The 25,624-nt window shown below is 41.5% G+C and carries 20 protein-coding genes, 1 tRNA gene and 1 pseudogene; 12 read left to right on the top strand and 10 right to left on the bottom strand.

The genetic code is table 11. The features are described 5' to 3' along the window. Window positions 1-18: 18 nt before the first annotated feature. Entirely contained in the window at window positions 19-411 is a 393-nt protein-coding gene (locus NPUN_RS32680) for a hypothetical protein (protein ID WP_012412637.1), read from the bottom strand. A gap of 679 nt (window positions 412-1,090) precedes the next feature. Here NPUN_RS32680 and NPUN_RS32675 point away from each other — a divergent pair. From NPUN_RS32675 to metX, 5 genes are all read left to right on the top strand, one after another. Further along, window positions 1,091-1,915: an SGNH/GDSL hydrolase family protein gene (locus NPUN_RS32675; RefSeq protein WP_234711018.1), complete on the top strand. Its 825-nt coding sequence runs from the start codon at window positions 1,091-1,093 to the stop codon at window positions 1,913-1,915. Between the two features lie 161 nt (window positions 1,916-2,076). Further along, the gene (locus tag NPUN_RS32670) at window positions 2,077-2,355 is read left to right on the top strand and encodes a hypothetical protein (protein ID WP_041565779.1); all 279 of its coding nucleotides are present in this window, start codon (window positions 2,077-2,079) and stop codon (window positions 2,353-2,355) included. Continuing rightward, window positions 2,333-3,088 carry a PEP-CTERM sorting domain-containing protein gene (locus tag NPUN_RS32665; protein WP_012412635.1) on the top strand — a complete coding sequence of 252 codons (756 nt, stop codon included), beginning with the start codon at window positions 2,333-2,335 and terminating at the stop codon, window positions 3,086-3,088. Before NPUN_RS32670 ends, NPUN_RS32665 begins: the two co-directional genes overlap by 23 nt. Window positions 3,089-3,281: 193 nt before the next feature. Then, the gene (locus NPUN_RS32660) at window positions 3,282-4,586 is read left to right on the top strand and encodes an O-acetylhomoserine aminocarboxypropyltransferase/cysteine synthase family protein (RefSeq protein WP_012412634.1); all 1,305 of its coding nucleotides are present in this window, start codon (window positions 3,282-3,284) and stop codon (window positions 4,584-4,586) included. Between the two features lie 144 nt (window positions 4,587-4,730). Beyond that, the gene (gene metX / locus NPUN_RS32655) at window positions 4,731-5,801 is read left to right on the top strand and encodes a homoserine O-acetyltransferase MetX (RefSeq protein ID WP_012412633.1); all 1,071 of its coding nucleotides are present in this window, start codon (window positions 4,731-4,733) and stop codon (window positions 5,799-5,801) included. 65 nt (window positions 5,802-5,866) lie between these two features. On the opposite strand, the gene NPUN_RS32650 is transcribed toward metX, so the two are convergent. The 5 genes from NPUN_RS32650 to NPUN_RS32630 form a co-directional block, all read right to left on the bottom strand. Then, the gene (locus NPUN_RS32650) at window positions 5,867-7,198 is read right to left on the bottom strand and encodes an FAD-dependent oxidoreductase (protein WP_012412632.1); all 1,332 of its coding nucleotides are present in this window, start codon (window positions 7,196-7,198) and stop codon (window positions 5,867-5,869) included. Window positions 7,199-7,374: 176 nt separating this feature from the next. Next, the gene (locus NPUN_RS32645) at window positions 7,375-8,937 is read right to left on the bottom strand and encodes a phytoene desaturase family protein (RefSeq protein WP_012412631.1); all 1,563 of its coding nucleotides are present in this window, start codon (window positions 8,935-8,937) and stop codon (window positions 7,375-7,377) included. Window positions 8,938-9,374: 437 nt separating this feature from the next. Further along, window positions 9,375-9,447: transfer RNA gene (locus tag NPUN_RS32640), tRNA-Ala, on the bottom strand. Between the two features lie 65 nt (window positions 9,448-9,512). Next, window positions 9,513-10,241 carry an HAD family hydrolase gene (locus tag NPUN_RS32635; protein ID WP_012412630.1) on the bottom strand — a complete coding sequence of 243 codons (729 nt, stop codon included), beginning with the start codon at window positions 10,239-10,241 and terminating at the stop codon, window positions 9,513-9,515. After that, window positions 10,238-11,125 carry a class I SAM-dependent methyltransferase gene (locus tag NPUN_RS32630; protein ID WP_012412629.1) on the bottom strand — a complete coding sequence of 296 codons (888 nt, stop codon included), beginning with the start codon at window positions 11,123-11,125 and terminating at the stop codon, window positions 10,238-10,240. The genes NPUN_RS32635 and NPUN_RS32630 overlap by 4 nt, the downstream gene beginning before the upstream one ends. A 373-nt stretch (window positions 11,126-11,498) precedes the next feature. Here NPUN_RS32630 and NPUN_RS45035 point away from each other — a divergent pair, with 373 nt between their 5' ends. The 6 genes and pseudogenes from NPUN_RS45035 to NPUN_RS44325 all read left to right on the top strand — a co-directional run bounded on the left by NPUN_RS45035 (window position 11,499) and on the right by NPUN_RS44325 (window position 19,160). Next, window positions 11,499-13,646, top strand: a complete 2,148-nt coding sequence (locus NPUN_RS45035; RefSeq protein WP_012412628.1) for an intein-containing RctB family protein — start codon at window positions 11,499-11,501, stop codon at window positions 13,644-13,646. A gap of 694 nt (window positions 13,647-14,340) precedes the next feature. Then, window positions 14,341-15,388, top strand: a protein-coding gene (locus tag NPUN_RS32620; protein WP_086000600.1) for an ISKra4-like element ISNpu15 family transposase whose coding sequence is annotated in 2 segments (ribosomal slippage) — window positions 14,341-14,493 and window positions 14,495-15,388 — 1,047 coding nt in all. Because the reading frame shifts where the segments join, the coding sequence is not laid out codon by codon here. Window positions 15,389-15,702: 314 nt separating this feature from the next. After that, window positions 15,703-17,259 (top strand): calcium-binding protein, encoded by a 1,557-nt coding sequence (locus tag NPUN_RS32615; protein WP_052304672.1) that lies wholly within the window; start codon window positions 15,703-15,705, stop codon window positions 17,257-17,259. A 57-nt stretch (window positions 17,260-17,316) separates the two neighbouring features. After that, window positions 17,317-18,479: pseudogene (locus NPUN_RS32610) on the top strand (IS4 family transposase); the annotation flags it as partial. Continuing rightward, window positions 18,465-18,926 (top strand): calcium-binding protein, encoded by a 462-nt coding sequence (locus NPUN_RS44330; RefSeq protein ID WP_052304671.1) that lies wholly within the window; start codon window positions 18,465-18,467, stop codon window positions 18,924-18,926. The pseudogene NPUN_RS32610 and the gene NPUN_RS44330, both read left to right, overlap by 15 nt. A gap of 111 nt (window positions 18,927-19,037) precedes the next feature. After that, the gene (locus NPUN_RS44325) at window positions 19,038-19,160 is read left to right on the top strand and encodes a hypothetical protein (RefSeq protein ID WP_272913947.1); all 123 of its coding nucleotides are present in this window, start codon (window positions 19,038-19,040) and stop codon (window positions 19,158-19,160) included. Here the strand turns inward: NPUN_RS44325 and NPUN_RS32600 are convergent. Further along, window positions 19,140-20,054: a DUF4351 domain-containing protein gene (locus tag NPUN_RS32600; RefSeq protein ID WP_012412626.1), complete on the bottom strand. Its 915-nt coding sequence runs from the start codon at window positions 20,052-20,054 to the stop codon at window positions 19,140-19,142. The genes NPUN_RS44325 and NPUN_RS32600 overlap by 21 nt on opposite strands. Before the next feature lie 161 nt (window positions 20,055-20,215). Then, on the bottom strand, window positions 20,216-21,517 hold the full coding sequence (locus tag NPUN_RS32595) for a dihydrolipoamide acetyltransferase family protein (protein WP_012412625.1): 1,302 nt from the start codon (window positions 21,515-21,517) through the stop codon (window positions 20,216-20,218). Between the two features lie 405 nt (window positions 21,518-21,922). On the opposite strand from NPUN_RS32595, the gene NPUN_RS32585 reads away from it, so the two are divergent. Continuing rightward, complete coding sequence (locus NPUN_RS32585; protein WP_012412624.1) at window positions 21,923-22,447, top strand: hypothetical protein; 525 nt, start codon at window positions 21,923-21,925, stop codon at window positions 22,445-22,447. A gap of 58 nt (window positions 22,448-22,505) precedes the next feature. Here NPUN_RS32585 and NPUN_RS32580 read toward each other — a convergent pair whose 3' ends face one another. Both NPUN_RS32580 and NPUN_RS32575 read right to left on the bottom strand, forming a co-directional pair. Then, window positions 22,506-22,955 carry a YlqD family protein gene (locus NPUN_RS32580; RefSeq protein WP_012412623.1) on the bottom strand — a complete coding sequence of 150 codons (450 nt, stop codon included), beginning with the start codon at window positions 22,953-22,955 and terminating at the stop codon, window positions 22,506-22,508. A gap of 42 nt (window positions 22,956-22,997) precedes the next feature. After that, window positions 22,998-24,947, bottom strand: a complete 1,950-nt coding sequence (locus NPUN_RS32575) for an AMP-dependent synthetase/ligase (RefSeq protein ID WP_012412622.1) — start codon at window positions 24,945-24,947, stop codon at window positions 22,998-23,000. Between the last annotated feature and the right edge of the window lie 677 nt (window positions 24,948-25,624).

Here is a 25,624-nt window from a genome sequence, read left to right as displayed (position 1 = left end):
AAATATAAGAAAAACCAATCAATCCGCAGCAGCATAATCAGGCAATGCGTTGAGTTGTAAATTAACAGCACTTAGATAATTTTGGTCATTTAAAGCTTTTGATGGTAATTTATCTGCATTAACAGCAGCTTTCACCAAATCGTTTGCAATAATATTTCTGTTCTGAGTTTCAAATACTAGCATTTCTCCACTAGGAATCCCGTGCTGCTTCAAACCTCCCTGATACGCAAAAGTAACTAGATTGAAAGGTTGGAGGTAATTCACAGAAATAGAGTTACCAGGTAAATTGTTAGAGTTAATAGCAATTGTTTCATTATTATTGTTAGTAGCTGTTTGAGCTACAGCGAATCCAGGTACAAGAGTAATAGAAGCAAAAATAAGTGTAGAATTTATTAAAGTAAGGAGTTTCATCAGGTTATTCTTAGGTAAAATGCGATCGGTGTTCTTAAGTAATAGAATCTTCTTTATTATTAATCTCAGCTTCCTTCATTCAGGTCATCTGATCGGTTGATATCTGACTCACCCAAAAGGGTGAAGCAATTGAGCGATAAAAATCCCGTTAAGTCGAGATATATAACAGAGCGATTGTAATTTTCTAGTACTTAACTGAGGCGAGTTGAACATTTATGCAATTTTTCAACTCGCGTCTTGAGTTTCATAAGCATTGCAGCAATTAGTTTTCCAGATTCGCGAAAACTTCCTACGACTCTTCGAACAGGCGATCGCCTTTATGCAACCATAAGCAATTTGATCGGTTTTTCGTTGCGATGTTTACGACGGGTGGTTCCTGAGCGCAGCCTCTCGTAGAGAATGGCTACGCCTACGCATTGTGGGCAAAACACAACAGCATGTCATTAAAACAATTAGCAAAATCCACACCTGAAAGTATCCGGTTTTGCTCACTAGCCCTCAAGCTAGCTTGTTAAGTTAGAGAAGTGTTCAATTGCAAGCTCAATCTTTAATCACAAAAATAGTCATCAACATCTGTAGTCTTTAGGGTTTGCAGAAAAGTTTAATGCAAAGAAAAAAGTGGCTTTTAAGAACAGGACTTGCTCTCCTTATTTTTATTATGGTTGTAGCGGCAAAATTTATGGATAAAACTCATCCCATCTCAGAACTTTATGTATTTGGAGACAGTCTTTCGGATACAGGGATGGTATTCCGGGCGACAGGAGGAATGTACCCACCTAACCCAACTTACTTTCAAGGGCGTTACTCGAATGGTCGGGTTTGGATTGAGTATCTTGCCGAAAGCCTCCATCTTTCCCCTAAACAAACTCACAATTTTGCTTATGGAGGAGCAACTACTGCCAATGTTGGCAACAGCTATGTACCTAGCTTGCTAAATCAAGTGCAATCGTTTACGCAGACACATCAACAGACGAATCCAGATGCTTTGTATGTGCTGTGGGCAGGAGCAAATGATTATTTGCAAGGAGTAAGCAGTGCAAGTATTCCTGTTAAAAATGTGACGACGGCAATCAACTCTCTAACTGATGTGGGTGCTAAAAAGATTTTGGTAGGAAATTTACCAGATTTAGGACAGTTACCTGCCACTAGAAACAGTACAAATTCTGTGAGCCTCAGTGCATTAACACAAGCACATAATCAAGGCTTGAGGCGATCGCTAAAGGTACTAGGTCAACAGCATTCCGATCTTGAGATTGTGCAATTAGATGCTAACGCGCTATATCGACATGCAATCGCAAAACCGGCAGCTTTTAACTTTACCAATGTCATCAGTCCATGTCTATCTGGCGATCGCACCTGTAGTAACCCAGACCAGTTTTTGTTCTGGGATGGCATTCATCCGACAGCTGCGGCTCATCGCATCATCGCGGAAACTGCTTTTTCAACGATTCAAGAGGCAGGGATGACTAACCCTCTTTTGTCACTCTCGCTAGAGTATAATTAACGTATCGACCGCAGTATCAAGGGTTTGAGCTTCCAAGCTCCCCTGTAAGCTAAACCCTTATTTATGAGTTATTTTGCCATTTTTGCCAAAATTTTTGTAGGCTCTTATTTTGGCAAAGGTATTGATTAAATAAAGCTAATCATGGGGGGAGGAGATTAGGAATGACTGGCATTTCCCAGAAAGTCGCAGTTGCCGCCGCCGGAACTGCATTGAGCTTAACAGTGATGAAAGTCAACTCGGCACAAGCAATTCAAATTATCCCATCTGGATATCAAGTTCAGGGGATTTCAACTGGCTCATTTGAGTTTGTACAAGTAGGTGGTTTAGCTGTTGATAGCAGCAACAATATTTATGTAGCCAGGAATTTATTTAGTGGAAGTAGCGACTTGCTCAAAATAACCCACCCCATCAGGAGATGTGTCATCTCTTGCCAGTTTTAATAACTTTATAGGGGGACTGACTATCAATAAAAGTCAGCAAGTCTTTGGTGCTTTATTTGACGGTAGTCTCTTCCGAGAAGAAGATGGGAATGTCAGCAATTTTGCTAGTGGCTTACCTCCAACCTTAGAGGAACTAGCTTTTGACCAAAATAATAACCTTTTCGTGGCTAGTTTTACAGAGGGAACTGTCTCTAAGATATCTCCAGAGGGTTCTGTAACAACATTTGTTAGTGGTTTGTCAGGGCCGTTCGGTATTGCATTTACGGTTGATTCGCTAATTATTGGAGACAACTCTAACAACGGTAATGGCCCTGGAGTAATTAAGCAAGCAACAATGTCTGGTAACGTAACAGATTTGTTCAAATCTATTCCAGGTCGAATTATTGATTTAGAAGTTAACCCCACTGCCAAAAGTTTTTTTGTTGCCAATCAGGGAGACTTTTTCACTAACAGTGGTAGACTTTCTGCAATAAATATAATATCGAATAATCAAATAAATACTTTTGCTACAGGATTTCTTGGCGGAGGTGATGCGTTTCCTCGTGAAATAGAATTCGATTCTAGTGGAAACTTATATGTTGCAGATGCCCAGAAACTTTACAAAATTAGTAAGGACCAATTAACTACAATTCCCGAACCCACTTCTGTTTTCGCTCTGCTAATATTTGGCATTATTGGCGCTGGTTCAGCACTAAAGAAAAAAAAGTATCACAGGCTACAAGAAGTTCGATAATCGATCTTTTGGAAAAAACTTTTTGGTTTACTGACGATAAGGGCGCACAACTGTGCGCCCTTACACTATGATTTAATTTACTAAAAATAACTGTAAAATACGGTAAGCCTGACAGATTACCGTCGATTAATCTAACCCAACGCTCAAATAGCATATTACTTATTTGTATAATTGGAAACCAAAATAACTGCTGATGTCTGAACAATATCGTTTTGAAACTCTGCAAGTTCATGCTGGACAAGAGCCGGCTCCTGGAAATAATGCCCGTGCTGTACCAATTTACCAAACGACTTCCTACGTTTTTGACGACACCGAACACGGAGCGCGGTTATTTGCTCTCCAGGAATTTGGCAACATTTACACCCGAATCATGAACCCGACGACGGATGTATTTGAAAAGCGGATTGCTGCACTAGAAGGGGGTGTAGCAGCATTAGCAACCGCTAGTGGTCAGGCGGCGCAATTCTTGGCAATCAGTACCATCGCTCAGGCTGGGGATAATATCGTTTCCACTAGTTTTTTGTATGGGGGAACATATAACCAGTTTAAAGTCTCACTACCACGTTTAGGGATTAACGTCAAGTTTGTCGAGGGAGACGATCCAGAAAGTTTCCGTCAGGCGATCGACGCTCGCACCAAAGCGTTATACGTTGAAACCATTGGCAATCCTCAGTATAACATTCCTGACTTTGCCGCTTTAGCTCACATTGCCCACGAAAACGGCATACCTTTAATTGTGGATAATACCTTTGGTGCTGGTGGATATTTAGCTCGACCCATTGAACATGGTGCAGACATTGTAGTTGAATCTGCAACTAAATGGATTGGTGGGCATGGTACTTCCATTGGTGGCGTAATAGTCGATTCGGGTAAATTTGACTGGGGTAACGGCAAATTTCCACTATTTACTGAGCCAGCACCCGGCTATCATGGGCTGAATTTCCAAGAAGTGTTTGGGCCTAGCGGTTCCTTTGGCAACATTGCTTTTATTATCCGCGCTAGAGTCGAGGGGTTACGGGATTTTGGCCCATCTTTGAGTCCATTTAACGCCTTTCTTTTACTGCAAGGATTAGAGACTCTCTCTTTGCGTGTAGATCGTCATGTCAGCAATGCCTTAGAATTGGCTCGGTGGTTAGAGCAGCAAGAGCAAGTATTATGGGTTAATTATCCCGGACTTCCTAATCACTCATATCATGAACGAGCGAAAAAATATCTCCGGCATGGGTTTGGGGGAGTTTTAAACTTTGGCATCAAAGGTGGATTGGAGGCAGGTAAAGCTTTTATTAATCATGTGAAATTGGCAAGTCATTTAGCAAATGTTGGTGATGCTAAAACCCTCGTTATTCATCCCGCTTCCACAACTCATCAACAGCTAAGTGATGAAGAACAGCTTTCAGCAGGTGTAACGCCCGATTTAGTGCGCGTATCAGTGGGAATTGAACATATCGACGATATTAAAGAGGATTTTCAGCAAGCATTCGGGCAAGTTAAGATTTAATTCTTAATTGGGCATGGGGCATGGGCAAGAGGACTTGGGGACAAGGAGAATTGGGGACAAGGGGAAAGACTTGTTTCAAGTTCTCACCTCTTGTCCCCTTGTCCCCTTATCTCCCCTGCCTCCCTCATCTCCCCACTTCTAGATATGATCTACTCAGATTTCATCTCACCACAAACCCAGTTTTACCAGCTTACAGTGCCATTTCAACTTGAAAGCGGCAAAGTATTAATTGGGGTTCAGGTTGCTTATCGCAGCTGGGGAGAGTTAAATGCTCAAGGCGATAATGGGGTACTAATTTGTCATGCCTTAACTGGTTCGGCTGATGCTGATGATTGGTGGGAACCTTTGTTTGGTTCAGGGAAAGCCTTCAATCCCGATCGCGATTTTATTGTGTGCAGCAACATTTTGGGAAGTTGTTACGGTACAACAGGGCCAACTACTATCAACCCAACAACCAGAAAGCCTTATGGTGTATCCTTCCCTAAAATTACAATCCGAGATATGGTTCGCCTACAAGCTGTACTGCTAGAATACCTGGGTGTTCAATCTCTGCGGTTCGTAATTGGTGGTTCGCTCGGTGGAATGCAATCACTGGAGTGGGCATTATTATATCCCGACAAGGTGAAAAGTATTGCACCTATCGCTGTTTCTGGCAGACATTCCGCTTGGTGTATTGGATTAAGTGAAGCCCAAAGACAGGCAATTTATGCCGATCCAAATTGGCAAGGAGGGAACTACACCCTGGATGCGCCTCCCAACCAAGGACTAGCAGTGGCGAGAATGATGGCGATGTCTACTTACCGTTCTTGGGATAGTTTTACAACCCGCTTTGGACGGCAGTATGATCCATCTGAGAAGTTTGCTATAGCGAGTTACTTACAGCATCAAGGTCAAAAGCTGACAGAACGATTTGATGCCAATACTTATATTATCCTCACCCATGCAATGGATGGGCACGATATTGCACGCGATCGCACGGCTCCTAATTTATCAGATTATGAATCTGTTCTGGGAAGCATCCAGCAACCAACTCTAGTTGTCGCCATTGATTCTGATATTCTCTATCCGCCAGTAGAACAACAAGAATTAGCAAATTTAATCCCTAATGCTCAACTGTCGTGGTTAAAGTCAACCCACGGACATGACGCATTTTTAATTGATATGGCTGCCTTGAATGAAATTATTCAACAGAACCATGAGTTTGTTCTTTTTTGAACCATAGAAACGATCGCAGTAGTCAATACACGTTAGGTAAAAATTAAGGGTTTATAACTAAAATCTCAAGATCGATGGAAACGGGGATGAGTTAAATATTTTCCAATACCTGCCGTATCCGCCGCTATCTCTACTGTATCTGCGTTTCTGTCGTTGAATCCAGAAATGGAAACAGCTAAGGGTGAACCAATGAGTTGAGCAACTCGAAAGGCAGACGCGATCGCTCCTTCATGCAATCCATCTCCTAGATAAGCTCCCGCATAGTAAGTATTGTTCTCTCCATTAGTGGCAACTACTTCGTCTCGATATCGAAAAGATTCAGTGGTATACAACGGCGTGTGATGTTCTTGAGTGTGAATAATGCGATCTTTGGCAATCAATTCTTCTAGTTGAAACGATAAAAAATAATGCTGTGGCGATGAGATGCCACAAAGCTGATTTAAGCAACTGTTATATCCCCATTGGGTGTCTGTCTGGAAGAAATCAAATTCCGAGGGGTGGTGGATGTGATGATGATCGTACATGAAAATATCAGTATGAATTGTAGTGGTTGCATAATTGGCTTTCCAATCTGAGAAGCGTTTAATTTCAGCCTCGGTTGGGTCAGCTAACAGTGCTATCACTTGGTCGGGTGGTGTGGCAAATACGACTTTATCAAACTCTTGGATCTCACCGTGCGATCGCTGGATTATCACACCATCTGGACTTCTAGAAATATTAACAATCTCCACATTCAACAAAACTTCCCCTTGAAATCGCTCCAGAATTTTTTCAATATAGGAATATACACCGCCTTTAATCCTGAGCCATTTGACTGCGAGGTAGTCGCGTAACATCGGAATTCCCATCTCTGCGGGAAAGTTATCAATGAGTTCAAAGGGCATTGAGTAGCTATACATCGTTAGCAACTTTAGCCAGGTATTGCTTATACTTTGGTTGTTTACATATTGAGACAGTGGGCGATTGTAAAAATCTTCCATCTGGGCAAATCGGGTTTTTAGCCATAATCCAAGGGAACGGGTATGGATGGTATCGAACCGCAGATATTCAATGAAGCGTTGGATGCCTGTATAGTTGTTCTCATTCGTGACCTTCGAGAAAAAGGGACTGCCATCTTTGGGGAATAAAGCTGAACCGACACGGATGGGTTCTAGTTCCACTCCTAGCTCTTGCATAAGAGCAACAAAGTTGTGGAATACGGTAGGAAATTCTAGCACTCCACTTTCCAACATTTCATTGCAATCAGATTGGTTGGGCTTCACATTCTTGTTGAGTGTCCGAATATGCCCCCCCAACATGGGCTGCCGTTCAAATACGGTGATATGATGCCCTTGCTTATCAAGTAGGTAAGCTGTAACCATACCACTGGCTCCACCACCGATAACTGCAATTCTCATAACTGACCTCTCAGTTGTTGAATATGAATAATATGTGTGACCGAAGAGGCAGGGGAGCGGGGAAAGGAGATTTAAGATTCCCCTACAATTTAGGGTTTCAGAGCAAATACATTTATGTATGGAGTTCTCCCCCTGCCCCCTGCTCCCTGCCCCCTTTCCTCTTCCTGGCTGTCTGTTTAGCTATTGCCTAAAAGCACATCACCAGATAATCGTTGATACAGCAATGCCCCAGTCCAGAATGTGGGAGCAAAACCGGGATAGCCTGATGAAGCATTGCAGAAATAGAAATGGTTGAGTGAGGTTTCGTGATTCAAGCGTCCCAAACCCATGTTGCGCGGTGTGAGGTTAGAACCGTAGGAATTTCCGTTGGGACACCAGCAATAACGTTCATTGGTGGTGGGACTGCCGGTGATATGAAAGAGTAGATGCTTTCTAAAGTTCGGCACATATTCTTTTTCCATGACATCCAGGATAGAAGCGAAGATTTCTTGCTTTTTCTGGTTGTAGGCTTTGCGATCGCTCTGTCGCAATTGCTTAAAGTAGTTGTAATTAGCAACAGTAAGGAATTCAACAATCTGGCAATCTTCTGGACAATCCCGACTCGCTTGTGTCAATAAAGTCGGCGTTGTTATGGCAAAGCTAGGATTGGAAAAGTCATTGTGTTCATACATCTGAGCAAAGGCTTCATTCAAATCCTGATGACCAGTGTGGAAAACATTCCACTTGCCAAATCCATAGTCTCGCAGGTCGAGGTCTTTGACGACGCAATAAGCCATGTAGTTGGATGCAGAATACTCATAGTTGAGTTTTCGGCGCACGGTTTTAGAGAACTTTGACTCACCTATCATTTTGGCGGCTTTTTTGGGGTCAATGTTGCAAATCACGGTATCACCTGTAAATTCGTGAGTTTGATGGGTGGTTAGATCCATCGCCTCAACTCCCGTAACTGTTCGGTCTATGACTCTAAAATTCGTAACTTCATGGTTGAGCAATACCTGCCCTCCGTGTGATTCAATCACTTTGACTAAGGAATTGATAACATGCTCAAAATGCTGGGTTGGGTAAAATGCACCTGCTTGATAGCCCTTGAATAAAGCGACCCAGGCATAAAACGATAGTTGATTTGGAGGCAGCAAAAAATCAGGCCATTGCAGAGCTAATAGGGTTTGGGCGGCTTGGGGTAGCTGAAACTTATCGAATACATCCTGAAGTGTACTGTTGAGATATTGAACGGTACAAAACACTTCATTTGTATGTTTGAACAGTTCAATTGGCTTAACTGGGGGAGCGAGTCTTTTTAAACCTGCGCTCGTTTTTTCAACATCGTTAACAAATTGGCGAATGCGATTCTCTGATCGAGAGGCTCCGCCAACGCTATATGCAGGAAACAGCGCTGATAATCGCTGGATCAGTTCCTCTGGTTCCGAAGGAATATCTAACGCATATCCCGGCATTCGCATGTGGTCAAAACCATCTGGGTCGTACCGCTCAAAAGTCACCTCCCGATCCAAGCCTAATTTCTTGAGTACCCGATTAACCGTTTGTCCTTCACCGCAATCCCAAACATAATGGAATTGAGCATTAAACGTGTATTTTTTAGCCATCGTAAACGTGTGACCAAAGCCGCCCGGATGCTCATGAGCTTCGAGTATTTGCACGGTCTTGCCGGAATTTGCCATCAAAGCGCCAAAGACCAATGCTGATAAACCACTGCCTACAATTAGGTAATCCGGTTTCATAGGAGGTTTCCTCAAACAATAAACGTCTTTTTCGATAACAATTTTCTCTATGCTTCAACCCGCTCTATCACAGTGGTTTGATGGTAATCTAAGTGGTTCGGCAAACTATATATTCGTCATTATCAATTGAGTGAAGCAGGTTGATATCGATCTTGCTTCCATTTACACTATTTCGACGACTTTATCTTAAATTACCGTAATCTCTCATCTCTCTACAGGATGGGGAACGTCAATTGAGTTACCCCAACATCGGCGGTTGTACCTTACCAAATTTCCAGGAAAGGAGCGATCCTAAGCGTTCGTTTATGTAGCGGCGATTTCTAATCGCCTGGTATATTGGCAAAGGCGACGACGCTCCCCTTTTCCCCTACGCACCTTTATCATTCTTATCTAACTTTAATTAGCGAATTGCGACATTTAATTTGCGAATATCCAAATGGAGAATAACGGATTTGAACCGATGGCCTCTGCGGTGCGATCGCAGCGCTCTACCAACTGAGCTAATTCCCCTGAATCGTTGCTAAGTCAAGAGTAATATTACTCATTAACTCAATAGACTATCACCATAGAGTATTCTAACATTCAGTTGCCGATGGCTGAGGCTCTTTTTGAGAATAAATCTTCTGCACGCGTTCCAGTTCTAAATCACTGAGATAATCAACAGTCCAATTACAGCAGCGCTGAAGCATGTGGAATGGGTAAGTATTCGCTACACCAACAACCTGCATCTGCGATCGCTTCGCTGCGGCAATACCTGCGGGGGTATCTTCAATTGCCAGACACTCTTGTGGTTGAAGGTTTAATTCAGGATATTCTTTATTTAGGCATTTTACTGCCAGTAAATAACCATCAGGTTCTGGTTTACTGGTGGTTATGTCATCGCCCGCAACGATAATTTTAAAATGTTGGTCTAGTTTGGCACGATGGAGTACCAATTCTATTTCTTGGCGAAGAGCGCCACTGACTAATCCTAATTTCAAATTCCGCGATCGCACCTGATATATTAAGTCTTCTACACCTGGATATAAAGGCAGTTTCTCTATTTTCTCTAACTCCACCGTATAAGCTTGGGCTTTGCGGTACAACAACTGAGTTAAGTAGTTTTCGTTAGCGACTCTACCACGATTAGCGAGTAGTTGCTGAAAACAAGCGCGATCGCTACGTCCAAGAGAAGCTTGACGCTCACTCACCTTTTGGGGTTGGAGATTTTCTTCAATGAGAATCTCATCGATCAGTTGTAGGTGGATTGGCTCATCGTTAATGATGACACCATTGAAATCAAAGAGAACTGCCTTTAAACTCATGCGATTATGCCAAATGCGGGAGATCCAAGTCCCTCCAAATCATTATTATCTACTGATGTGGGAGTATAACGACGGACATTTTCAGTTGCGATCGGTTTAACGCCGCCAGTTACCTGATTTATCCACCATACATCCTGCGATCGCACGGCTTCAAATCCGGCCGCACCCATATTCGCCTCTATACTACCAGCAGCATACTCACGAATATATGGCTCTTCAAAAACATCATTAAGCCATTCTAACTGCCGCAGAGTCTTTTGATTTCCATCTAGAATTAGGACTTGCCCTCCAGTTACTAGCAACCGAAAGCTTTCCTGCAAAATTGCTAAGGACACCTCATTTGGAGTTTCGTGGAATAGCAAAGAGGCTGTCACTAAGTCAAATGTTGCATCTCTGAAACTGGTTTTTTCCGCATTTCCGTGTCGCCAGACTATCTCTAACCCAGAATTTCTAGCTTTATCTTCTGCCCTTACCAGCATATAGGGTGATAAATCCAAACCAATAACTTCGGCTTCGGGAAAAGCCCGTTTTAACATTAAAGTAGTGGAACCTGTGCCACAACCTAAATCAAGTATGCGTCGTGGTTTTACCTTAACAGCATCAATTAAGGCTTGACGGACAATAGTTTCATTAGGCGGCACAACATATTGGGTAATCGGATCGTAACTAACTGCTGCATTGTAAGTGAGATAGCCGCCTGTAATCCCGTGAAAGTTTTGACTACTGTAGTACGAGGGAATTATGACATCATCTCGCCGGAAGCGATCGCCCTCTTTCTCCCAATCTATACTATCAGCGTAACGCCGTAAGCCTTCTTCATCAATCAAAAGACGCATTACAGGAGATAAAAAACGTTCCCAGATTGTATCTTGACGGACTGCCATATTGTGTCAGAAGTTTAAGGAGTTATTTAACAGAGTAATTTTCTTTACAAATTTTAATATATTTAGGAAACATCTGTTTTCTCTCTGTGGTATGGACTTGACGCTTGTAATCGTATAAGTTACATTTGTAGTATAAATATGCTACTCCCTAAAAGTAGTTCTTCAGCTTCACGAAGACTGAACGAGTTAAATGAAAGACAATAAGCATTTAAATTGCTACAACTAAGTAGTATGTAAAGTTTAAATTTATGGGTAAGTATGTTAGTAGTAATGAATTTAGTGTTTACTAAAAACCCTAAAAATTACTAGATAAATTATCAGTACATAGACCTAATCCAAAATCTAAAATTTAAAATCCAAAATAGAATAAATTATGCCCTACGAAAAGTTAGAAATTACCACACCAGCACCCGTTTTATCTTGGGCAAATCACTCTTTGGGCCCAGAAGAAACTAAGATGGCAAAAAATGTGGCATCCTTACCATTTGTGTTTAAGCACGTGGCCTTAATGCCAGATGTCCACTTAGGCAAAGGTGCTTTAGTTGGTTCTGTAATTGCAACCAAAGAGGCAATTATCCCTGCTGCTGTCGGTGTAGATATTGGTTGCTTCATAGGAGATACCTTAATTCCTCTAGCGGATGGTAAATCTTATCGTATTAAAGACCTAATGGATTGGGGTACAGAGTTTATTGTTTATGCTTGTACGCCAACAGGAAAAATCGTTGCGGCTCAAGCAACTGCTAAGTTGACTAGACGGAATGCTCCACTCGTGAAAGTGATTCTGGATAACGGTGAAGAAATTATTTGTACTCCCGATCACCAATTCATGCTTCGGGACGGAACCTATAAAGAAGCTCAGTTACTTCAAGCAGAGACTTCCTTAATGCCCTTTTACTCCAAGACTGACAAAGATGGCTACACCCTGATTACTCAGCCATACTCCAGCAGATGGCAAAAAGCACACTGGATTATTGCCAGATCTGGGTTACTAGGCAAGGTTCCTAGATTTGAGGGACAGAAAACATTTATTCATCATCAGAATTTCGATGAATCTGATAATCGACCAGAAAATCTTGAATTCATGGGTAATCGCGATCATTCTGCTTACCACCGCTCTCTAGTGGAGCGTAACCAACACTGGCATTCTGCCGAATTTGAAGAAAAAAGAGTTGCTTCCCTTGCTCAAAAAGCAAAAACTTCAGAAGGATACCAATACTATGCTGAACGGGGAACTAGGAATATCTTTCAATACATGGAACAGCAACCAGAGCATTTTAAAAATGCAGTCGCAGGTAATGGTAATCGGGGTAAACAATATCTAGTTGAATATAACAAGACTGAAAAAGGGAGAGGAAAGTCTCAAGAGATTGCTAACCGATACTATACCTGTGAGATTTGTGGTGTAGATGTCAAAACTCCAATTGGACTCCACAATCACCGCAGAAAAGAACATCAATGCAATCACAAGGTTGTAGCAGTAAATCTACTAAATTACACAGAGGATGTTTACTGTCTAACAGTACCGGAGTACCATAATTTCGCCCTGAAAGCCGGAGTATTTGTTCATAACTGCGGGATGAGTGCTATCAAAACATCATTTACCGCCGAACAACTAGAAGGTAAACTCAAGAAAATCCGCCTGGATATTGAAGCAGCAATTCCGACTGGATTCAACGAAAATAAAGACGTTGAAAAATCCGTCAGTAACTGGCAACACTGGGATGATTTTAAAGACTTGCATCGCGGTGTGCAAGACCTACAAGGTAAAGCAATGAAACAGATGGGTTCTCTCGGTGGAGGAAATCACTTTATTGAAGTGTGCCTCGATACAGAGAATCAAGTTTGGCTGATGCTGCATTCAGGTTCGCGTAACATCGGCAATAAACTCGCCCAGTGTCATATTTACACAGCCAGAGAATTAGCAAAAATGGCAGGTAATAAATTACCTGACCCTGATTTGGCTCACTTTGTCGCTGGTACGCGAGAATTCCAGGCATATTGGCATGATTTGCAATGGTCACAAAACTATGCGCGTGTCAACCGCGATGTGATGATGGCGCGTTTTAAGCACATAGTTGAAAAACATTTAGTAGGCGGGAAAGCAACTAAACCTTTATTGCAAGTTAATTGTCATCACAATTACGCCGAAAAAGAAGTGCATTTTGACGAGGATGTATACGTTACTCGTAAGGGTGCAGTTCGGGCTCAGACTGAAGATTATGGGATTATTCCTGGTTCGATGGGAGCAAAGTCTTTCATTGTTAAGGGTAAAGGTAATGCTCATAGTTTCTGTTCTTGTTCCCACGGCGCGGGGCGTTTAATGTCTAGAAATAAGGCAAAAAATGTCTACACACTTGATGATTTGATAGAGCAAACAAATGGTGTAGAATGCCGCAAAGATGAGGGTGTACTAGATGAAATACCAGGTGCTTATAAGCCAATAGAACAAGTGATGGCAAATCAAGCAGATTTAGTTGAAGTTGTAGCAACACTAAAGCAAGTTCTTTGTGTTAAAGGATAAATTATGTCGGGTGGGTAATGCCCACCTTTTTTCTTTTTTAAATGCAGAGGCACGCTGAGGTAAGTGCATAGATATTAAGTAGCCTAGAGATAACACTTAATATAATTCGCCACCGCGAGCAAAAATTTCTATCACTTCACTTCTGGTTACTTAATTTTTCTCAGCTATTTCTAATAGTTTATCCCATGCTTTGCTTCATCGATTAGGCAAATCGATCTTAACAGCTTCGGTAAATTTCTATAATCAGTTTCAAATTTCTCATCTTCTGTACGTAGTGGTACTTGAGGCTTTTATCTAGTGCCTAAATATTGATCTATTATCCCAAGTTATACATGACAGTCTAGCTCATCATGTATATAAACCTTGTCCATTTTGAAACCTTGAGTTTTTAAAGGGGCAAATATTTGGGTAGAAGAAAGTAAAGTTTAGTGTCAAAGAAAATGTGCTCTTCTGGCAGGATGATAACCTATTAATTGAAGCCTTATAGCTTCCCAGGCAGATTTAACGCCATTAATTGTTTGACATATTTGGCAAAATTAGTATTGACTCCAAAGAGCATTAATAAGGGGTGCATCCCAGTTTTTATTATTCCAAAACAAATAAATAACAGGGAAGGATTGTTACAGAAAACGGAAGTCAGGAAGTAAGGGGATATCAGGAAGGGATAATAAAGTCATCAAGACTAGGTGTATCAATGACTCCTGAAGAAGAACAACAGATAAAAGAATATTCTCGTGCAATAGCAAAGATACTGTACAAAAGTACTACGGGTGAGCAACTCACAAGTTTGGCAAAAATAGAAGAAGTAGTACGCTCTCAAATGCGGAAGCATGTAATGCCAGAAGTAGGGTTTTTTTATCGAAAATGCCACAGGAGAAAGCAGAGGATACAAACGAAAAATAAAAAGTATTATTGGAGAACTGCCAATTACAAACTCTCAAGCACAAAAGCTAGAAATTAGACCCCATAATCAATTGAGTCCATATTTAGAAGCTTGTTGCTTACGAATCAGCGCGTCGGTATCGTATCAACGTGCGGCAGAAGATATTGAATATTTAACTGGTGTAGAAGTATCAAAAAGTGTGCAGCAACGATTAGTGCATCGTCAAAATTTTGAATTACCGCAAGTAGAATCAACTGTGGAAGAATTGAGTGTGGATGGAGGAAATATACGCATTCGTACAATCAAGGGACAAGTCTGTGATTGGAAGGGTTATAAAGCTACCTGCTTACATGAAAAACAAGCTATTGCTGCCTCATTTCAAGAAAATAGTCTTGTAATTGATTGGGTCAAAAGCCAATCAATTGCTCCTATCTTGACCTGTCTTGGCGATGGCCATGACGGTATTTGGAATATTGTCCGCGATTTTGCTCCCGAACACCAGCGTCGGGAAGTACTTGATTGGTTTCATCTGATGGAAAACCTACACAAGATTGGCGGTTCTAATCAACGGCTCAATCAGGCTAAAATCCTTCTCTGGCAAGGAAAAGTTGATGATGCTATCGCTGTCTTTGCTGACTGTCAGCTAAAACAAGCTTTTAATTTCTGTACTTATCTTGAGAAACATCGACACCGGATTGTCAATTACCAATATTATCAAGCAGAACAAATCTGTTCCATTGGTTCTGGTGCTATTGAGTCTACTGTCAAACAGATTGACCGTCGAACCAAAATTTCTGGCGCACAATGGAAATCTGATAACGTTCCTCAAGTCTTAGCTCAACGCCAGAGCTTATCTTAATGGATTAATCTTTGCTCACTAAATAAAAACTGGGATGCTCCCATTAATAAGAGCCTGAGATGATTTATTGCTCTAACGTGTGCAGTTCCCAAGGCTAGAGATATTTCTGAAAAACGTTAGACAACTATTAAAGTATTACCAGTAAACCCATCAACTGGGTCAATCTTCATACAGAAATGGTGCCGCCTCATAGCGACACAAAGCCCGCCGATGGTGCAAACTTTCGGTAATCATTTAGTGCATTACAACAGCACTAAATGCAAATTGAAAACTTAAAAAGTGTATAAAACTTTGATTTCAAGGGAACTAAATTTGTGGCAATTATCAAGGGTACAGATAATAAAAATTACCTTGATTTTCTTTATGGTGGTAATGAGAATGATACCGTCATAGGATTTGCGGGAGACGACAACCTCTATGGAGGTTTAGGTAATGACTATCTTTATGGTGATGAGGATAATGACAAACTCTATGGAGGTTTAGGTGATGACTATCTTTATGGTGGCTTAGGTAATGACTATTTAAACGGAGAAGAGGGTAATAATAGTCTATATGGTGAAGCAGGTAATGATTCCTTCTATGCCGCCAACTCCTCTGGGAACAACCTTTTAGATGGTGGGGCGGGAAATGATGAACTTTACGTTTATAGCTCGACTGGAAATAACACCCTTAAGGGTGGAAGTGGAAACGATACCTTAGATATTTCCTTCTCTTATGGAAAAAATATTTTAGATGGTGGCTCTGAGGATGATCGTCTTTCTGCTCGCTACGCCGTAGGAAACAATACCCTTCGGGGTGGAACCGGAAATGATTATATTGCAGCTGATTTGTCTGCTGGTAATAATGTTCTCGACGGAGGTGATGGAAATGATACCCTTGACATTAATTATCAATGGAAAGGCAAGAATACAGTTTCAGGTGGAAACGGAGCAGACACTTTTTATGCCTATGGAGTTCAGGGTGCTAACACTCTCAATGGTGATAGTGGTGATGACTCTTTCTATATTAGTAGCCCAGAAACTGTTCTCTATTCCTTGGTAACTCAAACAGTTGATGGAGGAACAGGTAATGATTACTTGTACATTGACTATAGTAATGCGATCGCTAGCATTACCTCAACATACAACCCTACCACTAACCAAGGTTTAATTACTGCTGACACAAATCAAGTCCGCTACAAAAATATCGAACGATTAGAGGTTAAGGGTACAGCCTATGACGACAATATTGTAGGCAGCAATGGCGACGATACACTCAACGGCGGTAATGGTGGAAATGACACCCTCAAAGGCGGTGCAGGCAATGACATCTTACGTATTAACGACAATTCACGTAATACTAATACTGCCTATGGTGGTACAGGTAACGACTTTTTATATGCAGAAGCTACAGGTGGAACGAGCCTACTAGATGGTGGCGATGGCAATGATTATTTATCCATTGCTAATAGCTACTCTAGTGTCTTTGGCAGGAGTAATACCCTGAATGGTGGTGTAGGTAATGACACCTTAAATGCTAAAGCTACCTATGGTGGTAACTTCTTGAATGGTGGTGTAGGTAACGATTTCATTTATGCAGACTATTCATCTGGTACGAATATACTAGATGGTGGCGATAGAGATGATTATCTATCTGCTGCTGGCGCTAGCTTCCATTTCGATAACACCTTTTTTACTTTGAAGGGTGGTACGGGTAATGACACCTTAAATGCTAACTCTTCATTTAGTACCAATAATCTCGATGGTGGTACAGGTAACGATCGCTTGACTGTTGAAAATTCGTATAAGAATAACTTGCTAAATGGTGGCGATGGTAATGATTATCTGAAGGGGGGACAAGCACCCGAAAGCCTTTGTGCTGTATTAAGTTGAGCGAATTATGGTAAAAAAAGATAGGTCAGTATTGTCAATAAGACCTATCTGTTGAAAATGTTACCTGAATTATACCAGAAGCATCTACAAAGTTTACTTTCACAGTCCGAATTAATATTTCTGACGCTGGTGATTAACGTAGTACAAAATATCAAAGATGTGAAACTAGAGAAAATATCAGAGTCGCGACCATTATTCATTCAATGCCAGTCGAGACGGAAGAAGTTACAAAGGTTTCTATCATTACCAATATTGAATATAGAAGAATTATGGTTTCCCATAATTGAACGATGGTTAGCTCAAACTTTCCTCGGAAATCACCGAATCTATTTAGCAATTGATAGGACGAATTGGAAAAGAAAAAATCTACTAATGATTAGTGTAATTTTTCAAAAAAGAGCTATACCGATATACTTTAAGCTTTTAGCAAAATTAGGTAGTAGTAACTTATCAGAACAAACTAAGGCATTATCAAAGATAATTCCCTTATTTAAAAACTATAAAACGGTAGTGTTAGGAGATAGAGAGTTTTGTTCAGTGAGCTTGGCGAAATGGCTTGATGAACAAGGGTTTGAGTTTTGTTTGAGACTCAAGAAAAATGAGAATATTGAGTTGAAAGCTCATTTATGGTGCGAAATAAAAGATTTAGGTTTAAAACCAGGAACATCTTTTTTTGTATCAGATGCAACGCTAACAAAAACTAAACAAGTGAAGGGATTTAATGTGGCTTGCAAATGGAAAAAGAATTACCGTCAAAACAAAGCCAAAGAAGGATGGTTTATTTTAACTAACATGAATAGTAAAATAACGGCGATTCCGGCATATCAAAAGCGCTTTGATATAGAAGAGATGTTTAGAGATTTTAAAAGTGGCGGTTACAATTTAGAGAAGACAAATGTGGAAGGTAAGCGGTTTATTGCTTTAGTTTTAATCATCTCATTAGCTTACACTATTGCTACATTACAAGGTCAGAATATTAAGAGTAAAGGAATTGCAAAATATGTGGCACGTCCCAAAGAATATGGACGTTCTCACAGAAGGCATAGTAACTTTTATATCGGTCTTTATGCACAGAACTGGGTTAATTTCATTGGTGATTGTTGGAGTTTAGTTCAAGATTTAATGCGATTAAGTCGTCATAAACTAGAGAATTATTTACAAGGGATGAGAGCTATGAAGCTTATACAGTCAGCTTTATAGGCTTCATGTCGCCCCTTCAGAATGATTATCTATCTGCCTTTGGTGCTGGCGGTAGTAGTACTCTCAACGGTGGCAATGATAATGATACTCTAATTGGTGGTGATGGGAGTGATGTATTGACTGGTGGTGGTGGTAATGATTTCCTGACTGGTGGTGCAAATCAAGATACCTTTGTTTTCAATAGTTCTAATGAAGGGCTTGATGTTATCTATGACTTCGGTATCATTGACTACATTCAATTATCTGCTGTGGGTTTCGGTGGCAGTTTATCACCAAATTCAATCCTACCTAGTCAATTTACCCTCGGCACAACTGCAACAACAAAAGATCAGCGATTGATTTTCGACAGTAGCTCAGGGGCGCTTTACTTCGACCAAGATGGCAGCAATAGTGGATTTGCTCAGAAAAAATTCGCACAATTAAACGGTGTATCTTCACTAAGCGTCAGCAACTTTGTAGTTGTTTAATCCATTTCGGTTTTCCTGACATCAACGCAATCCAAGCTTTTCGTGAATTAACTGTTTCTCCCTAGTAGTCTGCCAAGGCAACAATGTTTGGTAGTAAATCCATTTTTTTTGATGGCTTCAAAGGGAGAAACAGATCAAGCGATCGCCTCGACTATTCAAGTCCATATTTCGAGCGTCGAGCGGACACAAGAAAAAAAAGGTTTAGAGCAAACTCTAATTTTCTATTGTATTTAGCCAATTCATTAAATCAGCCTCACTAGCAAAATCTAGTAATACTTCACCCAAGTTTTCTAACTGAGCTAAGGACAACTCTTGCAACCGGGATTGTAACTGAGAATTAATTGAACCAAGCCGACGAGTTAATAGACGTATCACTAGCCTCAGTTCTGATTGTCTTCCTTGTTCAAGACCTTGTTCAAGACCTTGTTCAAGACCTTGTTCAATGCCTTGTTCAAGACCTTGTTCAATGCCTCGTTGTCTCCCTTCTTGCAGTCCTTCTTGGAGAATTTCTTGATAAATGGCAGATTCTCTCATATCTTCTCTCCTCAAAAACTGACGAATTAGTTCTGGCTCGAATACCAACCCTGCTAGAAGTTGGGTACATACCGAGATACTCTGCTTAGTGGCTGCTTCTTCAATCATACTCACCTGAACTGCTACTTGTTGCAGTAAGCTTTGAGGAGAATCTGTTCGCGCCAAAGTTGCCAGAGGTAACAAACCAGGAGATAACAATAAAGGCTCTGGGTCTTGTTCCCAAATTCGGATGACGCGATAACGGTGGGTAGTATTGCGGGCAGTAAATTGATCTACAAATACAGCTTCTGAAGTTGTGGGTTTAAGGAAAATCACTACCTGCTCGATATCACAATTGTATTGTAGATATAGCCGCACCCAATAGTCCAACATCCGCAGTGGCAAGGGTGGAGTTGATGCTGGTAAGGTTTGAAACTCTAAATGCAGTATCTGATTGGCAGTTTGCAAAAAGGTTACTGAATCGGCACGAATTGGTTCTTGATTTAGTTCTGTTTTGAGAATCTGGATATCCGTTGCCTCAGATGCAAGTAAGTAGCGGATAAAATCTTCTGGATACTGCTCAACCAGATATTTCAGGGTGTTATCGTATGTCACTGTGATATCAGTTTGGACATAAACTCATGTAGAGACGTGATATCGCTACATGGTTTGTTCATAAAAATTTAAGTTTAAGTATTGTTTGTTGTTAGCGCTACTCTACGACAAACTGCTGTTCGCTCATAGCGCTAACATTTAAATTTGGTGTTTTTTCAAAACTACAGTGTCAAAGATTGAGGATTTGTCTCAATCAATTTCGCTAAATCTTGCAAGAACGCCGCAGCATGGGCACCGTAAATAATCCGGTGGTCAGAAGTAATATTGACTTGCATTTGTTGACGCACGCCAAATAAACCGTCGGGTGTTGCTACCACTTGCGGACGGGATGCCCCGATCGCTAAAATTGAACCTTGTCCAGGCGGCAAAATCGCATCAAATTTGTCTACGCCAAACATCCCCAAATTAGATAGGGTAAAAGTACCACTGTTGTATTCTTGGGGTTGTAGTTGTTTTGCTCTGGCACGTTCTACCAAAGACTTCCAAGTACGCGATAGAGAATAAATATCCACTGCATCTGCATTTTGCAACACAGGTGTAATTAATCCGCCATCATCCATCGCTACGGCTACGGAAATGTTGATATCAGAATGATAAACAATACCCTGGTCTGAATAGCTAGCATTTAACAATGGGTGTTTTTGCAATGTCACTGCTACAGCTTTCGCCAGTAGCGCTGTCATTGTCACGCCTTTGGATTTAATTTGTTTATAAAGTTTGTCTAATCCGTCAGTGGTAATTGTATAACCGACGCGGAAGACGGGCACGGATATGGTGGCTACCATGTTCCGCACTACGGCATTTTGGAAGGTAGTTAGAGGTACGATTTGACCAGGAACAGCAGCTACCACTGGCGCGGGTGCTGGTGTGCGAGGTGCTGGGGATGCAATTGGGGCGCTGGTTGGTACAGTTGCTGGTGGGGCAACTGGGGCAGTGGCGGGTTGTTTGCCCTTATTGGACAATGCTTCTACATCTTCGGCGACAATGCGACCGTAGGGACCACTGCCTTGGAGTGTAGTTAAATCAACTTTGAGTTCTTTGGCTAATTTGCGGGCACGGGGTGAAGCTACAAGTCTGCCTTCTTTGTGATTAGAGCCATTTTGAGACGCTAAGGCAGGTGTTACAACTGAGGCTGTGGCGGGGATTGGCTCAGGGGCAGAGGTAGTAGTAGCAGCCACGCCGCCGGAATTGGCAAGAGATTTGGCCTGTTCAATTTCAGCTTCAGTTTCGGCTATGAAGGCGATCGCAGATCCTACCGGGGCAGTTTCACCAGCTTCAACTATGATATGGGCAAGAAAGCCTTCATAAAAGGTTTCTACATCCATATCTGCCTTATCTGACTCTACAACCACCACTGTTTCGCCTTTTTCCACTTTGTCCCCTGGCGATTTTACCCAGGAGACGATTTTGCCTTCCGTCATGGTGGAACTCAGCGCCGGCATAAATACTTCATGAATGCTCATAGGGTGGTTTGGAAATCAATGGTTTATGGACTTTAACAGCTTTCATCAGATCGAATTGTATCTTGGCGGGAGAGTTTTGGGCTGGAGATTTTATATTTTAGATTGGGAATTGGTATTGGGAGAGTTCCTAACTCTTAACTCTTAACCCCAGGAACCTAAATATGAATTGGATGTCTATAATACAGAGCAATCCTTAAGGGTTAGCCAATATCTCGATCTCGTTTTAATCGTTGACTTGCAAAAACCAGCACGAGTTTCTCAGAGATTAAATGGGATTGCTATTTATACTTCCTCATACCGGATGCTTAAGATACAAGAGCTACTCACAGGTAGAGGATATGGGATGCAGTTCAATCTAGAATTCAAAATTGGTAATAAACCTATTTGAAATTCCTGTTTACTTTTATGTCGGCAAAGCTAAAATTCATTTTGATTGTGATACTAGGTATCTTTGCCACTGCTGGCGCTGGAGTATATATTACCCAGCGCCAGCAATCTGCACCGATTGTTGAGACTAGTTATGGGCAAACCCAGCAGGTGAGAGCAATACATCAATCTCAAGAGGTTGTGGCATACCCAGACCGCTCTAACTATAAAACTATACCCTTAGAAAATATCAACTCATCTCTCCAAGGAAGCGATCCTGCTACCCTTGCTCTGAATGCCTTTGACAGCATACCAGCAGTGGAAGGAACGCGAAAGGTAGAGGTAGCTTATCCACAACGAAATCAGGCTTTAGTGACGATTACCCAATTCAAGCGGGGTGATGATGCAGTTAGTGCAGTTAAATATCGAGTTGAGATGTCAGCCTTCGGGCGATCGCTATTTATTAGCTCTCCTCCAGTCTGGCAAATTGTTTGGGCTGGCTCCCAGGTAGAATGTTCGGCTGGGAGCCTCTCCCGCACTAAGTTAAATCACATTTGTCATTAGTCATTTATTGGTCATTGCTCACAAAACAAATGACAAGGACAACGGACAAATAACAAATTTAAATGTCACCGCGAATTTCTTCTACAACACCATCGCGCAGAACGATTTCGACTTGCATTTTGCTAATCAGGTTATCTCCTATCTCTACCCGGAAAAAGCCTTCCATTTGGAATTGGTTAACTTCTTGATCTTGCTGGAGAAACTGCACTTGCTGGAGATTTTGTAGCAACTGATTTTTTTGCTCTAGAAATTCACTTTTCTTTTGATTGACTTGGAGTTGAATATTGTCAATTTGTTGGAGGGTCTGGGGGCCGGGTGGTTGCAGACTCTGCTTTTGAATTGCTGCGATCGCTCTTTGTCCTTCTACGTCTAGCTGTTGCAGTTGCTGATCGAGTTGATTGATCTGGGTTTGTAACTGCTGTTGTACTTCCTCTTTCCAGAGGGGAGTCACAATAACTTTGACGTTAACGACGCGTTTCAGAAGCAAATTAGATTTGGAGACATCCATAAATATTTCACGTTCACTCTTTACAGTTGGGAGGTGGAATTATCAGGCAAACATGCCGTCAATAATATCGCGATAACGTTCCGTGACGACATGTCGGCGAACTTTTAGTGTTTGTGTCATCAAACCATTTTCGATAGAAAACGGTTCTAGAATGAGTTTGAATGTCCCAATGCGGTCATCCGGTCGATAGCCTGGACGATTTTGCACTTCTCGATTCAATTCTTGCCGAAATAAATCCTGGATCATTCTACTCTCCAAGTCAATTTTTTGACTAGGTGAAGAAGTGGCCGGATCGTTCTGCGCCCATTTTTCTAGGGCTTCGACATTGGGGACAATCAAGGCACCCAGGCTGCGCTGATCTTGGCCGACGAGCATAATTTGATCGATGTAGGGCGATCGCAAACACGCGTCTTCGATCGGCTGCGGCTCGATGTTTTCCCCGTTAGTCAATACAATCGTATCCTTTGCTCTGCCAGTCAGCACTAAGTCGTCTTGTGGTGTCAACCAGCCCAAATCGCCGCTATCAAACCAACCTTCAGCATCAATTGCTTTCGCTGTCGCTTCCGGATTTTGGTAATAGCCTTGCATAATCTGCGGCCCCCTCAACAATACTAAGCCTCGCTTCTCTATTGGCAAAGGCGCTTTTGTCTCAGGATCTACGATTTTAGCTTCTGTAGCGGGGAGTGGTAGCCCTGATGCACCAATCAAATTTCGCCAAGGACGGCGCACATGGGTAACAGGAGAAGTTTCTGTCAAGCCATAGCCTTGCAAAATCTGCACACCAATAATTTCAAAGAAGTTATCGATGTGTCTGGGAAGCGCACCACCACCGCTAATCATCTGCTTGACGTGTCCTCCTGTGGCTTCTCGCACCTTGGCATAAACTAGTCGTTCTCCCAAGGCGTGGAGGGGTAATAAAGCAGCTGCTTGGATCTTAGCTGTTAATCGCTCGATGGCTGAAGCATGAAGATTATTTAAATCCAATCCCTGAGCAACTCGCCGCGCTTTAATATATTTGTCGCTAATGCCCAACAAAAAGTTAATTAGGCGTTGTTTTTTGGCTGGTTGTTCCCGGAACTGCTTTTGCACTCCTTCATAAATCGATTCCCACAGGCGGGGTACACCCACCATATAATTAGGTTTAAATTGTCTCAAATCTCCTTTCACAGAACGCAAGTTGGTATAAATTTGCGTGCAACCTTGAGATAGTAGGTAATATTCAACAGTCCGCTCGTAGCTATGCCACGAAGGTAAGATACTGAGAACAATGTCGCCTGCATTTGGTTGTAATACTGTGCCGAAGGTTGTTATTTGGTGCATCAAATTGCTATAAGATAGCATTACACCCTTCGGTCTTCCTGTAGTACCGGAGGTATAAATTAGGGTCGCTAAAGCATCACGATTTTGTTTAACCGGCACAAAATTATGATTTTTCCCAATTTCGATCAACTGTGCAAAATTCAGTACCTTTAGGGTTCCGTCTGTCGGTGGTGCTTCATCTGAAAGTAAAATCGCAAACTGAATTGGTAAATCTTGGATGCGGTCTTGTAGTTTTTTAAGTGTCTTTAAATCCTCAACAACTATTGCCGTACTACCGCTATTAGCGATGATAAACAGCAATTCTTCTTTTTCCGCTTGGGAACTACGCACTGCATCAACTGCACCAGCAGTCATTATGCCTTGATCGGCAATAAACCAACGGGGACTGTTGTCAGAAATTAAGGAAATGCGATCGCCTAGCTTCACTCCTAATGCCTGTAACCCAGCAGCAAATAATTGGATTTGCTCTGCTAACTGTGTATAAGTAATCACAATTTCTGGTTTGGCGTGAGGACTGCGGAGGGCAACAACATCACCAAATCGTTGAGATGCCAAAGGCCAAACTTCTGGTAGCGATTCCACTTTTGTATAATCTACCAACCGCTTTAATGCCTCACGTTCTTGCTCACTGATGTTAGATAAAAAAGAAGACGCGGTTTGGGTTTTTGACATAACACCTTACCTAAATATTGTAAATTAATTGTTTTTCCAGTTTATTTTGTTATCCCGCTACAATAACCGTCCTTATTATCCACATTCCCTTCTGTGTATAATAATTCCAGAAATTCCACGTTTATATTTACAAAAATTTATGTTAAAGTTATTTTACATAGAGTGCAAGCAATAGATGAACTGAACGTGAATCCTACACATAATATTATGTTTGCACCTAAAAACAGCAATCGCCTATTTTTCACAGGAGATGATTACCTATGAATTTGATAGACACTATACTATTGACGCTGCTCAATATTACTATTTGCGTAGCGTTTCCTAAGCTTGTAGCAATCTTTCTGGCTGATAAAACCAAACCGAATGGAGTGTCGCGGAACGGTTCAAAATTGCAAACAGCCAAAATTGGACTCACGAGTTTTCCTTATTGTACAGCGTACTCATTAACAGGTAGTCAATACTGCAAATTCAGTCCTGATTTTTGTTCTAAGTGTTCTCCAAATTGATGGATTGTTTGCCAAATTGGAAAAATTTATTTTTTTCCAACACCTATATTTTTGCATTCCAAATGATAGTTTATGCGTCTACTTATTCAAGCGATGTCTACGATGAGCTACGCTAACGCTCATTCGACTATCATTGCTGAAACTCTTATGCTGTAAGTATTTATCATTTCC

The sequence above is a fragment of the Nostoc punctiforme PCC 73102 genome (assembly GCF_000020025.1).
Taxonomy (GTDB): domain Bacteria; phylum Cyanobacteriota; class Cyanobacteriia; order Cyanobacteriales; family Nostocaceae; genus Nostoc; species Nostoc punctiforme.
Note: the sequence above shows the minus strand (reverse complement) of the source record. Positions and strands in the feature narration are given on the sequence as shown.

Bases quoted from the DNA above. Each gene is read 5' to 3' on its own strand.
- metX (WP_012412633.1), top strand. From the start codon at position 4,731: ATGATCTACTCAGATTTCATCTCACCACAAACCCAGTTTTACCAGCTT.
- NPUN_RS44330 (WP_052304671.1), top strand. From the start codon at position 18,465: ATGTCGCCCCTTCAGAATGATTATCTATCTGCCTTTGGTGCTGGCGGT.
- NPUN_RS32645 (WP_012412631.1), bottom strand. From the start codon at position 8,937: ATGAAACCGGATTACCTAATTGTAGGCAGTGGTTTATCAGCATTGGTC.
- NPUN_RS32580 (WP_012412623.1), bottom strand. From the start codon at position 22,955: ATGGATGTCTCCAAATCTAATTTGCTTCTGAAACGCGTCGTTAACGTC.
- NPUN_RS32635 (WP_012412630.1), bottom strand. From the start codon at position 10,241: ATGAGTTTAAAGGCAGTTCTCTTTGATTTCAATGGTGTCATCATTAAC.
- NPUN_RS32660 (WP_012412634.1), top strand. From the start codon at position 3,282: ATGTCTGAACAATATCGTTTTGAAACTCTGCAAGTTCATGCTGGACAA.
- NPUN_RS32585 (WP_012412624.1), top strand. From the start codon at position 21,923: ATGTCGGCAAAGCTAAAATTCATTTTGATTGTGATACTAGGTATCTTT.
- NPUN_RS32680 (WP_012412637.1), bottom strand. From the start codon at position 411: ATGAAACTCCTTACTTTAATAAATTCTACACTTATTTTTGCTTCTATT.
- NPUN_RS32630 (WP_012412629.1), bottom strand. From the start codon at position 11,125: ATGGCAGTCCGTCAAGATACAATCTGGGAACGTTTTTTATCTCCTGTA.
- NPUN_RS32670 (WP_041565779.1), top strand. From the start codon at position 2,077: ATGACTGGCATTTCCCAGAAAGTCGCAGTTGCCGCCGCCGGAACTGCA.
- NPUN_RS32575 (WP_012412622.1), bottom strand. From the start codon at position 24,947: ATGTCAAAAACCCAAACCGCGTCTTCTTTTTTATCTAACATCAGTGAG.
- NPUN_RS44325 (WP_272913947.1), top strand. From the start codon at position 19,038: ATGGCTTCAAAGGGAGAAACAGATCAAGCGATCGCCTCGACTATTCAA.
- NPUN_RS32595 (WP_012412625.1), bottom strand. From the start codon at position 21,517: ATGAGCATTCATGAAGTATTTATGCCGGCGCTGAGTTCCACCATGACG.
- NPUN_RS45035 (WP_012412628.1), top strand. From the start codon at position 11,499: ATGCCCTACGAAAAGTTAGAAATTACCACACCAGCACCCGTTTTATCT.
- NPUN_RS32675 (WP_234711018.1), top strand. From the start codon at position 1,091: ATGGATAAAACTCATCCCATCTCAGAACTTTATGTATTTGGAGACAGT.
- NPUN_RS32650 (WP_012412632.1), bottom strand. From the start codon at position 7,198: ATGAGAATTGCAGTTATCGGTGGTGGAGCCAGTGGTATGGTTACAGCT.